The sequence below is a fragment of the Nitrogeniibacter mangrovi genome (assembly GCF_010983895.1).
Classification (GTDB): Bacteria; Pseudomonadota; Gammaproteobacteria; order Burkholderiales; family Rhodocyclaceae; genus Nitrogeniibacter; species Nitrogeniibacter mangrovi.
In genome coordinates this window covers 4,203,740-4,216,421 of the sequence record NZ_CP048836.1, presented here as the reverse complement: position 1 = coordinate 4,216,421, position 12,682 = coordinate 4,203,740, and the positions used below count along the sequence as shown (strand labels likewise).

Genomic DNA, 12,682 nt, shown 5'->3' with positions numbered 1-12,682 from the left:
CTCTTGTTCTTGATGTTCAGCCGGGGTGGCGTTCGAGCCAGTCGGCGCGCTGGCGGAGCCGCTGGGCCCATTGGGCCGCCAGACCGGGGGTGGCGGCGAGGGCGCGCACTTCGTCGATGGCGGGGCGATGGGCCTGTTCGACCGCCCACAGGCGCGCGAGCGTCATGGCGGGGGCGGGGCGGTCGACGAGGGTCAGCGTGCCTTCGGGCGGGATCAGGCCGCCGTCGACAACGCGAAAGTACCAGCCATTGAGACCGTGGTCCGCCACCAGGCGCGAGGCCGCGTCCACGCCGAGCCGGTGGCTGATCTTCCAGCACGGGCGGCGCAGCTGGCTCACCTGCAGGCGCACCTCGCCGAGGGCGAACACGTCGCCGATGCATACCCGCGCCTCGTCGATCCCCGCGACCGAGAGATTCTCGCCGAGCACGCCGGCCCCGAGCGCCACCGGGCAGTCGGGCATCAGCTCGGCGAGCCGGGCGTAGTGGTCCGCCGGATACAGATGCACCGCCTTGTCGGGCCCCCCATGCACGCGGCGGTCGCCCTGGCGGTCGCCTTCGATGCCTTCGACGCCGCAACGCACCGGCCCTCCCTGGCGCGCCTTGTACATGCCGGTCATCTGGCCTTCGGGAGGCAAGGGGCGCAGGCCGCCGACGAAGACGCCGACCGGCTGCCAGGTATCCTGAGTCATGTGCGGACCTCCTGAGGCCACAGCCAGGCGGCGCCGCGCACGCCCGAACTGTCGCCATGCATGGGGGGGACGAGGCGGGTGGCGATGGTGTCGGAGAACACGTGCGGCACCCACAGGCGCGGCACGTTCTCGTACAGGCGGGCGAGCTGGGAGAGCCCGCCGCCGAGCACGATCACCTCCGGATCGAGGATGTTGATCACCGTGGCCAGCGCCCGGGCCAGGCGCGCCTCGTAGCGTTGCAGGCTGCGCTCGCAATCGGCATCGCCCGCGGCCGCGGCGTCGACGATCTGACGCGCGTCGCGTCGCTGGCCGCTGTGCTGCGCATGATCGGCCGCCAGCCCCGGCCCCGACAGCCAGGTCTCCACGCAGCCGAGCCGGCCGCAGTAGCACGGCCGCGCCGGTTCCGGGTCGGCGAGCGGATTGTGGCCCCACTCGCCGGCGATGGCGTTGGCGCCCACCAGGGGCCGGCCGTCGACGACGATGCCGCCCCCCACGCCGGTGCCGACGATGACGCCGAACACCACCGCGGCACCGGCGGCGGCGCCGTCGGTGGCTTCGGACACGGCGAGGCAGTTGGCGTCATTGGCGAGTCGGACGGGGCGCCCGAGCGCCGCTTCCAGGTCCGCCTGCAGCGGCTGGCCGATGAGACAGGTGGAATTGGCGTTCTTCATGCGCCCGTCCACCCGCGAGGGCGCGCCGGGCGTGCCGATGCCGACAGTGGCGCGCGCGTCCAGCGATGCTTCGAGCCCGCGCACGAGATCGACGATGGCGGCGACGGTGGCCGGATAGTCGCCCTGGGGCGTGGGTACGCGACGGCGCAGGCGCGCGACGCCCTGTGCGTCAAGCGCGATCGCTTCGATCTTGGTGCCGCCCAGATCGATGCCGATTCGCATCCCGCGTTCCCCGAAGTGACGAAGGCCTTATCGTCTCACGCGGGGCGGGTGGGGAAAAGCCGTGCCGCCGCGTTCACCCGCCGCGCGCACCAAACAGGTACTTGCGCCCGTCCGCCTTGGTGCGCGGTTCGATCGCCGCCTCGGCCGGCGCGGCGGTGCCGCCGCCGGCCGCCAGGCGCATTGCCACCGCCAGCGCGACCAGGGTCTCGTCGTCCACCGACTCGGCCCGATCCAGCATGGCCGTGGCGTAGGCTGCGTCGTCGATGAAACGCTGGGTGTTGAGGTTGATGCCGGTCACCCGGCGAAGATGGATCTTGAAACGGGCAATCTGCTGGGGGTCTGGCGAGCGCATCGAAGGGCTTCTGTGTGACGTGGGTGGGTTGCACTGCAGCAATCCACGTGCCAGTACCGCTCAGGCGGCGGGCCACACCCCCTGTTCGACCAGCTGCCGGGTCGCCGCCTCGGCCCAGCCCCGGTTCGCCGCCGGGCTGGCCGGACTCGGATGGAGGACGCGGCCGATGCGCACCGGCAGATCCGCGAGCACTCCCTCGGCGCGCTTCTGCGCCCAGGCGCCGACACCGATGACCCACACCGGCTCGAGCGCGCTGACCAGCGCATGCAGATGGGCGTCGCAGGCCGCGAACAGCGGCGCGGTCTCGGCGGCGGGCAGCTTGTCGGGCGTGACATTGCGGCCGCCGTCGAGGAAGGCCAGGGGGCAATAGTTGGCGACGAAGTGATCGCGAAAGAAGGCCTCTGCGGTGCCGAAGCGCTCGGCGAACAACCCCCACAGGCGCCGCCCGCTGACTTCCGAGCGGGAGCAGGCGAAGCCCTCGACCGGCCGCTTCGGGCTCTCGTACGCCGGCTTGCCGACCACCCCGTCCAGCCCCATCCAGTCGCGCACCATGGCGATCTCGCCGAAGGGCACGCCGGTCTGCACCATGCCGAAGGGCCCCGGGTTCATACCCACCAGCACCACCTGCTTGTTGCCGCTGCCATAGCGTTCCAGATAGGCCTCGTGCACCGCCCAGGCATAGTCGAGCGGGTTGTACACATGGGTGACCGGCGCGGAAAAACGCAGCGCATCGACCGCGTCGCGCAGCTGCGCGGCGGCCTCGACAAGGGCATGGGTCATGAAACCGTCCTGGGAGAAGCATCCTCGGGGCGCTCGTGCCAGGGCGCGACCTTGAGCAGGAGCAGCATGCCGGGAAAGGCGAGCACGAAGCACAGCATGAAGAAGGGCAGATAACCGCCCAGCCATTCGATCAGCCAGCCCGCCGAGGCATTGATGAAGGTGCGCGGCACCGCCATCAGGCTGGTGAACAGGGCCAGCTGGGTAGCGGTGTAGGCCGGATGGGTGGCGCGCGCCATGAAGGCGACGAAGGCGGTGGTCCCCAGGCCGGCGCCGACCGCCTCGCCCGCGATCACCGTGGCCAGCACCGCCAGGCGCCCGGCATCCGCAGGCGCGGGGCCGAGCCAGGCCAGCCACACGAAACCGAGGATGGTCACCAACTGCACCACGCCGAACAGCCACAGGGCGCGGTTGATGCCCAGCTTGACCATCCACAGGCCGCCGAGGATGCCGCCGATCACCATCGGCCACAGGCCGGCGTTCTTGGCGATGATGCCGATCTCCGTCTTGCTGTAGCCCATGTCGAGGTAGAAGGGCGTGGCCAGCGCGGTGCACAGGGAGTCGCCGAGCTTGTAGAGGAAGATGAAGGCCAGCACCAACAGGGCGGACTGCACCCCGTGGCGGGTGAAGAATTCGTGGAAGGGCTCGACCACCGCATCGCGCAGGGTGCGCGGCCGGGTCACGGCGGCGGTGGGTTCGCGCACCAGCAACGTCATGATCATGCCAGGCAGCACGAAGGCCGAGGTGATCAGGAACACCTCCTGCCAGGGCAGGTGGTCGGCCAGGATCAGCGACAGCGATCCGGGTACCAGGCCGGCGATGCGATAGGCGTTCACATGGATCGCGTTACCCAGCCCAAGTTCTTCGTCGGGCAGGATCTCGCGGCGGAAGGCGTCCAGGGCGATGTCGAGGGTGGCCGAGGCCAGGGCGATGACGGCGGTGAGCGTGATCACCAGGGTCAGCTGTTCGGCCGGATGGAGACGGCCGAGCCAGGCCACCGCGGCCAGCAACACGACCTGGGTGACCAGCATCCAGCTGCGCCGCCGACCCATGGCCGGAAGGATGCCGAAGCGATCGAGCAGGGGCGCCCACAGGAATTTCCAGGTGTAGGGAAACTGGATCAGCGCGAAGGCGCCGATGGTCTTGAGCGACAGGCCCTCGGTGCGCAGCCACGCCGGCACCAGGTTGAGCAGCAGGTAGAGCGGCAGGCCCGAGGCGAAACCGGTGAAGATGCACACCAGCATGCGCTGGTTGAGGACCACCTCACGCCAGTCGCGCCGCGGGCGCGCGCCATCACTCATTCGGCATCGCAGGCGCGGTGAGCGGCGCGGGTGGAGCGGCCTCGGTCGTGGCGACGGGGGCCGGGCTCTGCGCACCTTCATGGCTGAAAGCGTCCACCATGCCCTTGCCCGCATTGCGCATCCGCTCGGCGGCCCGTCGGGTGGCCTCGAGCAGGCGTTCGGTGGCCTCCTGGGTCGCCGCACCCGCGTCACGCGCCACGGAGGGATCCTCCTCGATACGCTGGGTCTCGTCGGGAATGGGTTCGATCGCCGCGGGCGTGGTCGGCAGCGGTGCCTTCAGCACCACTTCAGGGGTCGGCTCGGGCAGCGCCGGCGGTGGCGCCGGGGTCGGTTCCGGCGTCGGTGCGCCCCCCAGCCGGCGCAATGCGTCACCGGCTTTCTTCACCGCATCGCGGGCGGCATCACCGGCGTCGCGGGCACCTTCCCGGGCCACTTTCGACTCGGTCGCCGGTGCCTCGGCTGCATCGGGCCCGCAGGCCGTGAGGACTGAACAGGACAACAGCAGCAACAGCAGGGGCACCCGGCCCATCGACGCCTCCAAGTGGGTGGAATGGATCGAAAGGGTCTATTGTCCCACAGCTGCGCTACCGTTGCCGTCCAGCGTCTACCCGTCGGCGAGGCTCAATCGAGGAGCGCGGCGCCGTGATGGCGCAGGTGATCTTCGATGAAGCTCGCGATGAAGTAGTAGCTGTGGTCGTATCCGGCCTGCATGCGGATGGTCGCCGGGTGGTCCGCCGCCTTGGCCGCGTCGACGAGGCGGTGGGTGAGCAGCTGCTCTTCGAGGAATCCGTCCTCGCTGCCCTGGTCCACCAGCAGTGGCAGGCGCTCACCGGCCTCGCCGATGAGCCGCGAGGCGTCCCACTGTGCCCACGCCTCCCGGTTGTCGCCCAGGTAGCGACCCAGCGCCTTCTGGCCCCAGGGACAATCCATGGGGGCGCAGATGGGCGAGAAGGCCGACACCGACACATAGCGGCCGGGGTTCCTGAAGGCACAGATCAGCGCCCCGTGCCCGCCCATGGAATGACCGCTGATGGCGCGCCGATCAGTGACCGGGAAGTGTGCCTCGACCAGCGCCGGCAGCTCCTTGGTCACATAGTCGTACATGTGATAGTGCCGGTTGTAGGGTGCCTGGGTGGCATTCACGTAGAAACCGGCGCCGAGGCCGAAGTCGTAGGCGCCTTCCGGATCGTCGGGCACGTCCTCGCCGCGCGGACTGGTGTCCGGCGCGACGATGGCGATGCCCAGCTCGGCCGCCACCCGCTGGGCGCCGGCCTTCTGCATGAAATTCTCATCCGTGCAGGTGAGCCCCGAGAGCCAGTAGAGCACCGGCACCGGCCCGGTTTCGGCCGCTGGCGGCAGGTAGATGGCGAACACCATGTCGCAGCCGTTGGCGGTCGAGCGGTGTCGGTAACGCTTGTGCCAGCCGCCGAAGCTCTTGTTGCTGGCGATCAGTTCGAGATTCGCATCCATGGGAGATTACATGTCGTAGTGGATGACCGAACGGATGCTCTTGCCCTCGTGCATCAGATCGAAGGCCTGGTTGATGTCGTTCAGCCCCATGGTGTGGGTGATGAAGGTGTCCAGCGGGATCTCGCCCTTCTGCGCACGCTCCACGTAGCCGGGCAGCTCGGAACGACCGCGCACGCCGCCGAAGGCCGAACCGCGCCACACCCGGCCGGTCACCAGCTGGAACGGACGGGTGCAGATCTCTTCGCCCGCGCCGGCCACGCCGATGATCACCGACTCGCCCCAGCCCTTGTGGCAGCACTCCAGCGCCGAACGCATCACCTTGACGTTGCCGATGCACTCGAAGGAGTAGTCCACCCCGCCGTCGGTCAGGTCCACGATCACTTCCTGGATCGGCTTGTCGTAATCGAGCGGGTTCACGCACTCGGTGGCGCCGAGCTGCTTGGCGATTTCGAACTTGCCCGGGTTCACGTCGATCGCCAGGATCCGGCTGGCCTTGGCCATGACCGCGCCGATGATGGCCGACAGACCGATGCCGCCGAGGCCGAACACCGCCACCGTCGAGCCCGGTTCCACCTTGGCGGTGTTCATCACCGCGCCGATACCGGTGGTGACGCCGCAGCCGAGCAGGCACACCTTCTCCAGCGGCGCTTCCTTGTTGATCTTGGCCACCGCGATCTCGGGCAGCACGGTGTATTCGGAGAAGGTCGAGGTGCCCATGTAATGGAACAGGGTCTCGCCGTCCTTGGAGAAGCGGCTGGTGCCGTCCGGCATCAGGCCCTTGCCCTGGGTGGCACGGATCGCCTGGCACAGGTTGGTCTTGCCCGACTTGCAGAACTTGCACTCGCCGCACTCGGGCGTGTAGAGCGGAATCACATGATCGCCGACCGCCACCGAGGTGACACCCTCGCCCACCGCCTCGACGATGCCGCCCCCCTCATGGCCGAGGATCGACGGGAAGATGCCCTCCGGATCGGCGCCGGACAGGGTGAAGGCATCGGTGTGGCACACGCCGGTGGCGACGATGCGCACCAGCACCTCGCCCTTCTTCGGCGGCGCCACGTCCACTTCGGTGATTTCCAGCGGGGCACCGGCCTTCCAGGCCACCGCAGCACGCGACTTGATCATTATGTGTCTCCATCAGGTGTGGGGAAATGCTCTGTAGTTTAGTAAGTCGCTGAGAAAAAATAATTAGCTAAAATAGAAAACATTATTTCCACAAGACAACAATCAAGGCGGCCGGATGAATCGATGGGAAGGCATGGAAGCCTTCGTCGCGGTGGCGCAGGCGGGTCACTTTTCGCGCGCGGCCGAACAGCTCGGGGTGTCGACCTCGCACATCAGCCGGCAGATCGCCCGGCTGGAGGAATCGTTGCAGACCCGCCTGTTCTATCGCAGCACACGGCAGGTCTCGCTCACCGAATCGGGCCAGGCCTTCCTGCTCCACTGCCGCCAGCTGCAGGATGGTTACGACGAGGCGATCCGGGTGGTCCAGGATCTGGCCACGACCCCCAAGGGGCTGTTGCGCATGACCTGCGCGGTGGCCTACGGGGAGCGTTTCATCGTCCCCCTGGTCAACGAGTTCATGGCCCGCCACCCGGGGCTGCAGGTGGAGATGGACCTATCCAACCGCCCCGAGGACATCCTTCATGAAGGCCTCGACATGGCCATCCGCCTCGGGCGCGTGCCCGACTCGCGCCTGGTGGCCACCCGCCTCGCGCCGCGGCGCATGTATCTGTGCGCCGCCCCCGAGTATCTGGACCGCCATGGCGCGCCCCACAGCCTCTCGGAACTGACCCGCCACAACTGCCTGATCGGCACCTCCGACGTGTGGCATTTCCAGGCCGGCGGCCGCGAGGTGGCCGTCCGGCCGCACGGCAACTGGCGCTGCAACAGCGGCAGCGCGGTCCTCGATGCCGCCCTGCGCGGCTTCGGCCTGTGCCACCTGCCCGACTACTACGTGCTCGATCCCATCCGCGACGGCCGGCTGCGCGCGCTGCTCCCCGGCCATCAACCCCAGGACACCGCGGTGTGGGCCATGGTGCCTCAGCAGCGCCACCTCTCGCCCAAGGTGCGTCTGCTCATCGATCACCTCAAGAGCGGTCTGGCGGCGCTGCCGGTGTACGCGGCCATGCAGGCGTGAGGCGCCCAAGACAAAGGGCGCCCGAAGGCGCCCCTGGCTGCCGAGCGGAACCGGATTACTTGACGCGGTTCTTGTACTCGTCGGTACGGGTGTCGATCTCGATCTTGTCGCCGATCTCGACGAAGGCCGGCACCATCAGCTCGAAGCCGGTGCCGATCTTGGCCGGCTTGAGCACCTTGCCCGAGGTATCGCCCTTGACGGCCGGCTCGGTGTAGGTGACTTCACGCACCACGGAATTGGGCAGTTCCACGGAGATGGCCTTGCCGTTGTAGAACACCACTTCGCAGGCCAGGCCGTCTTCCAGGTACTTGAGGGCGTCGGTCATGTTCTCGGCCTCGACCTCGTACTGGTTGTACTCCTCGTCCATGAACACGTACATCGGGTCGGCGAAGTAGGAGTAGGTCACTTCCTTGCGCTCGAGGATCACCACCTCGAACTTGTCGTCCGCCTTGTACACCGACTCGGTGGCCGAACCGGTCAGCAGGTTCTTGAGCTTCATCTTCACGACCGCGGCGTTGCGGCCGGACTTGTTGTATTCGGTCTTCTGCACCACCAGCGGGTCGCTGCCCACCATGATCACGTTGCCGGAGCGCAGTTCCTGAGCAGTTTTCATTGCGTTACCTAGATCCTAAGAGACGACCACGCGGCCGACGGACATTAAAAACCCATTATTTTACAATGCGATCAACGAATTCCACCAGCCGTTCGGCGAGATCTTTCTGCGCCGCCAGCTCATCGGACCAGCGTCGCGCATGGCGCGCCAGGCGCGGCAGGCGCCGTGCCAGCGCCGGCCAGGCCTGGCGCAGATCGTGGCCCTGATTCCAGCCGCTCCAGAAGGCCCGCAGGCAATCACCGTCGGCGACATCGAGCCCGGCGCAATACCGCGACAGGAACGCGTTGACCTTCACCAGATGGGTCGCATCCGCCTGCGGGTAGGCCTGCCATACCAGCGGCCGGGCCGCCCACTGGGCGCGCACGAAGGAATCCTCCCCACGCACGAAGTTCACATCGCACATCGCCAGCAAGGCGTCGTAATCGCGCATCGACAGGAAAGGCAGCGCGCGTACCGTGAGCGCGCCTGCCCGGTGCGAGGCACCGGCGACCGGCGCCATGTCCAGGTGCGCCGCCACCTGCTTGAGCGCGATCCCCGCCGGCACCCACAGCAGGGTCGGCTGCGCATCCGCCTGCCAGGCGGCCAGGAGGTGCTCCAGCGCGGCGTTCTCGTAGCAGAACAGCGACATCCAGCGCGAGGCCGCCGACCCGCCCGGGGCGGCGTGCCGCGCCAGCCACAGGGCGCGCCCATCGATCCCCTGGGCCGCATCGCGACGCTCGAACAGCTCCGGTTCGCGCAACACCCCGCCGGTCCGTTCGGTGAACCCGGGAAAGAAGAAGGTCTTGTTCAGCCCGGTGGCCGGATCCGGCGACGGCAGGCCATGGCAGTCCTCGATCCAGGCTTCGGCACTCAGATACTCCAGGTTGATCCACGCCGGCGCCACCGCGCGGGATCGCATCGCCGCCAGATAGCCCTCGGGCAGGTGACAGGCGAACGCCTCGATGACGCAGCCGGCCGCCTCCGTGACTTGCTCGGCCAGCGCCCAGGGATGGATCTCCACCCCCTCGAGCAGGCATGGCGCCGGCACTTCGGGCACGGCCGGCAGCAGATGGCGCAAGGCGATCCAGTCGTCCACCCAGAGGCGCACCCAGCGCCCATGGGTGTTCGCCAGGCTGCGCGCCAGGCGCCAGCACACGCCGATATCCCCAAAGTTATCCACAACCCGGCAGAACACATCCCACCGCATCGAACCATCCTTGACTGAATGAGACCGCCTGTCGACAACTCGAGGGAGAATCCGGGGAGCCTTTGTGGACAAGCCGCGCCAAAACGGTGCCGGCAATTTTCATCGACAATGCATCCACAGTCCGACCCGGCGGTTCTCCCCAGGCTTTTCAACGCGACAAGCGTTTGAATCACATGAACAAAAACGGCTTATCCACCGTTTTTGGCCGAGCGTAAACATTATGGTTATTTATATAAGAAAAACAGTTAACACCCCTGTACACAAGTCGCGCCGGCCGGTTGCCTAGCATCCGTCCCAGATCAACTTGAGCCCCGACAGCAGCAATGCCAGCTCGATGACCCGGTAGAAGCGCGGACCGTCGAACCACCTCAGCGAGCGCAGACCGAGCCAGTAACCCACAGGCGAGACCAGCGCCAGCGCAAGGCCGGCCTTGAGCGTTTCCATGGGAAACAGGTCCAGCCACACATAGGGCACCCACTTGCTGGCATTGATGACCGCAAAGAACACCGCGGAGGTGCCCACGTACATCACCCGATCCATCTGTCGCGGGATCAGGTACATGGACAGCGGCGGGCCGCCGGCATGGGCGATGAAGCTGGTGACGCCGGACACCAGCGACCAGAAACGGCCGAGCCAGCGGTCGGTGCGCTCGCTGGCCGCGGCGTGCAGGCGATTGGCGATGCCGCTCCAGCGTTGCAGTACGAAGAGGACGGCCAGCACCCCCAGCGTCAGCTTGAGGCCTGCCACGCTCACCGAACGGAAAGTAAGTGCGCCGATGGCGATGCCTGCCAGACCGGCGGGAATCATGCGTTTGAGCAAGGCCACGTCGACCCGGCGGCGGAACACCACCAGGCCGATCACGTCCATGACCATCAGGGAAGGGAGCAGCAGGGCTACGGCATGGGCCGGGGCGGTGGCCAGCGCCACCAGGGGGACGGCGAGGTTGCCGAAGGCGGCCCCGAAGCCGGATTTGGAGATCCCGACGATGATGACGGCGAGCACCGCCATCGTGATCAGGAAGGGGTCAGTCATCCCCGTGCGGGTAGTCCGCCAGGGCCGCGAAATGCTTGTCGGTCATCCACGCCCAGTCGCCCGGCTCGAGAACCTCGGGCAGGGCGAGTCCGCCGACGCTGTGGCGGTGCAGGCCTTCGACCCGGTTGCCGGCGGCCGCCACCATGCGTTTGACCTGGTGATACTTGCCTTCGGTGATGGTCAGCCACAGGTGGGTGGCGTCGATGACCTCGATCGCGGCCGCGGCGATCGGCGCGGGCTCGTCATGCAGCTGCACCCCGCCGAGCAGGGCGTCGATCAGCTCGGGGGTGTGCGCATGCTTGAGTTCGACCCGGTAGCGCTTGGGAATCTTCTTCTTGCCCGAGCTCCAGGTGTGGATGAACTGGCCGTCGTCGGAGAGCAGCAGCAGGCCGGTGGTGTCCTGGTCCAGTCGTCCCACCGGCTGCACGCCGCGCTCGGCCAGCTGCTCGGGCAGCAGACTGAAGATGGATGGATAGAATTCCGGTTTGCGGGTGCACTCGTGCGCGGCCGGCTTGTAGAGCATGAGATAGGCCTTGGCGCGATACTCCCAGGGCTCGCCGTCCACCGTGAATGCGAAGCCCTCGGGCTCGAACTCGGCGAACGGATCGTCGATGACCTGGCCGTCCACGGCCACCAGGCCGCTGCGCACCAGCGCGCGGCTTTCGCGTCGGCTGCCAAAGCCTTGCGATTGAAGGATTCGATGGATCTGCATGGATGGCATCGTAACCGAAAGCGTGAAGGCGTCGTTACGTGTCCGGTCTTTGCGCTACACTTGCGCGCTCCCGGACGAGTCGGCACGGTTTTCGCCGATGCCCACGGAGCGCGCGCGTGCACTTTGAACACCTCATCGAGATCAACGACCTGGCCAATCCCGACGTCCCCGACCTGACCCGCGAGGAAGTCTGGTTCGGGCTGTTGTGCCGGGCCGAGGATCCGCGCCCCTTCCTGCCCGGGCTGGAGGCCTGCGAGATCCTCACCCGGGAGGACACCATGCTGACCCGCAAGCTCGATTTCGGCCAGGTGGTCATCCACGACACCGTGCGTTGGGAACCGCTCGAGTGGATCAGCTTCGAGTCGCGCGCCAACGACGAGCATCCGGCCGGGCTGCTGACCATCAGCCTCGAGCAGCCGGCACCGGAGACGCCCGCCCTGTTCCTGCGTTTCGCCTACCGCACCGGCCTGTCCGAGACCGTCGGCGAGGACGCCAAGTATGCGGACTTCGTCCGCTCCGCCTATCACCAGTCGGACGTGGACACGGTGCGCGTCATCCGCATGATCGCCGAGTCCACCCGTACCGAATAACCCCGAGAAAGTCCCCTCATCATGTGGTTTCGCAATCTGCAGTTGTATCGCCTGCCCGCCCCGTGGCCGGTGCGTATCGAAGACCTTGAAGACCAGCTGGCCAGCCGCCGCTTCCAGCCCTGCGGCAGCCAGGACCCGGAGTCGCGCGGCTGGGTGAGTCCGGTCGCCGACGGCGCGCTGGTGCACAGCGTGGCCGGCCAGTGGCTCATCTGCCTGTGCATCGAGCAGCGCCTGCTGCCCTCGTCCGTGGTCAAGCAGGAGGCCGAGGACCGTGCCGCCCAGCTGGAGCTGACCCAGGGCTTCAAGCCCGGCCGCAAGCAGATGAAGGATCTCAAGGAAGAGGTCGTCCGCGAACTCATGCCACGGGCGTTCACGCGCCGGCGCAAGGTCTACGCCTGGATCGATCCCAAGGACGGCTGGTTCGCGGTCGACGTGCCCAGCGTCACCCGCGCCGAGGACGTGCTCGAAGCCCTGCGCCAGAGCCTCGAGACCTTCCCGCTCACCTTGCTGCGTACCGAGACCAGCCCGGTGTCGGCCATGACCGACTGGCTCGCCGGTGGCGAGGCGCCGGCCGGCTTCACCATCGACATGGACTGCGAGCTCAAGTCGGTGACCGAGGAGAAGGCGGCGGTGCGCTACGTGCGCCACTCGCTCGACGGCGACGAGATCAAGGCCCATCTGACCGAGGGCAAGCTGCCCACCAAGCTGGCGCTCACCTTCGACGACCGCGTCTCCTTCGTGCTCACCGAGAAGGGCGAGATCAAGCGCCTGCAGTTTCTCGACGTGGTCAAGGAAGCGGCCGACGGCAGCGGTGAATCGGCGCAGGAGCTGTTCGACGCCCATTTCGCCCTCATGACCGGCGAACTGAAACGCCTGATTCCGGCCGTGGTCACGGCGCTGGGCGGCGAGACGCAAGCCGGCTGAGTGC

Annotated in this window: 15 protein-coding genes; 3 read left to right on the top strand and 12 right to left on the bottom strand. The window is 67.5% G+C overall.

The features are described from left to right. Positions 1–16: 16 nt before the first annotated feature. From G3580_RS19660 to G3580_RS19625, 8 genes are all read right to left on the bottom strand, one after another. The gene (locus G3580_RS19660; protein WP_173768448.1) at positions 17–688 is read right to left on the bottom strand and encodes an MOSC domain-containing protein; all 672 of its coding nucleotides are present in this window, start codon (positions 686–688) and stop codon (positions 17–19) included. Further along, complete coding sequence (locus tag G3580_RS19655) at positions 685–1,581, bottom strand: ROK family protein (protein ID WP_173768445.1); 897 nt, start codon at positions 1,579–1,581, stop codon at positions 685–687. Before G3580_RS19655 ends, G3580_RS19660 begins: the two co-directional genes overlap by 4 nt. Positions 1,582–1,654: 73 nt before the next feature. After that, entirely contained in the window at positions 1,655–1,933 is a 279-nt protein-coding gene (locus G3580_RS19650) for a hypothetical protein (protein ID WP_173768443.1), read from the bottom strand. A gap of 60 nt (positions 1,934–1,993) precedes the next feature. Continuing rightward, on the bottom strand, positions 1,994–2,713 hold the full coding sequence (locus G3580_RS19645) for a uracil-DNA glycosylase family protein (protein WP_173768441.1): 720 nt from the start codon (positions 2,711–2,713) through the stop codon (positions 1,994–1,996). Continuing rightward, positions 2,710–4,011 (bottom strand): AmpG family muropeptide MFS transporter, encoded by a 1,302-nt coding sequence (locus G3580_RS19640; RefSeq protein WP_228720723.1) that lies wholly within the window; start codon positions 4,009–4,011, stop codon positions 2,710–2,712. Before G3580_RS19640 ends, G3580_RS19645 begins: the two co-directional genes overlap by 4 nt. Then, positions 4,004–4,540: a hypothetical protein gene (locus tag G3580_RS19635; RefSeq protein WP_173768439.1), complete on the bottom strand. Its 537-nt coding sequence runs from the start codon at positions 4,538–4,540 to the stop codon at positions 4,004–4,006. Before G3580_RS19635 ends, G3580_RS19640 begins: the two co-directional genes overlap by 8 nt. A gap of 92 nt (positions 4,541–4,632) precedes the next feature. Continuing rightward, complete coding sequence (gene fghA / locus G3580_RS19630; RefSeq protein WP_173768437.1) at positions 4,633–5,481, bottom strand: S-formylglutathione hydrolase; 849 nt, start codon at positions 5,479–5,481, stop codon at positions 4,633–4,635. 6 nt (positions 5,482–5,487) lie between these two features. Then, positions 5,488–6,609, bottom strand: a complete 1,122-nt coding sequence (locus tag G3580_RS19625; protein WP_456093858.1) for an S-(hydroxymethyl)glutathione dehydrogenase/class III alcohol dehydrogenase — start codon at positions 6,607–6,609, stop codon at positions 5,488–5,490. 112 nt (positions 6,610–6,721) lie between these two features. Between G3580_RS19625 and G3580_RS19620 the strand changes: the two genes are divergently transcribed. Further along, the gene (locus G3580_RS19620; RefSeq protein ID WP_173768433.1) at positions 6,722–7,621 is read left to right on the top strand and encodes a LysR family transcriptional regulator; all 900 of its coding nucleotides are present in this window, start codon (positions 6,722–6,724) and stop codon (positions 7,619–7,621) included. A gap of 55 nt (positions 7,622–7,676) precedes the next feature. On the opposite strand, the gene efp is transcribed toward G3580_RS19620, so the two are convergent. From efp to G3580_RS19600, 4 genes are all read right to left on the bottom strand, one after another. After that, entirely contained in the window at positions 7,677–8,234 is a 558-nt protein-coding gene (efp, locus tag G3580_RS19615; protein ID WP_173768431.1) for an elongation factor P, read from the bottom strand. Positions 8,235–8,289: 55 nt separating this feature from the next. Then, a complete protein-coding gene (earP, locus tag G3580_RS19610; RefSeq protein WP_173768429.1) occupies positions 8,290–9,420 on the bottom strand; it encodes an elongation factor P maturation arginine rhamnosyltransferase EarP in 1,131 nt (376 codons plus the stop codon). A gap of 282 nt (positions 9,421–9,702) precedes the next feature. Further along, positions 9,703–10,452 carry a sulfite exporter TauE/SafE family protein gene (locus G3580_RS19605; protein ID WP_173768427.1) on the bottom strand — a complete coding sequence of 250 codons (750 nt, stop codon included), beginning with the start codon at positions 10,450–10,452 and terminating at the stop codon, positions 9,703–9,705. Further along, on the bottom strand, positions 10,445–11,173 hold the full coding sequence (locus G3580_RS19600; protein ID WP_173768425.1) for a pseudouridine synthase: 729 nt from the start codon (positions 11,171–11,173) through the stop codon (positions 10,445–10,447). The genes G3580_RS19605 and G3580_RS19600 overlap by 8 nt, the downstream gene beginning before the upstream one ends. Before the next feature lie 107 nt (positions 11,174–11,280). On the opposite strand from G3580_RS19600, the gene G3580_RS19595 reads away from it, so the two are divergent. Next, positions 11,281–11,754 (top strand): SRPBCC family protein, encoded by a 474-nt coding sequence (locus tag G3580_RS19595; protein ID WP_173768423.1) that lies wholly within the window; start codon positions 11,281–11,283, stop codon positions 11,752–11,754. Between the two features lie 21 nt (positions 11,755–11,775). Beyond that, a complete protein-coding gene (locus tag G3580_RS19590) occupies positions 11,776–12,678 on the top strand; it encodes a recombination-associated protein RdgC (protein WP_173768421.1) in 903 nt (300 codons plus the stop codon). The last annotated feature ends 4 nt before the right edge of the window (positions 12,679–12,682 follow it).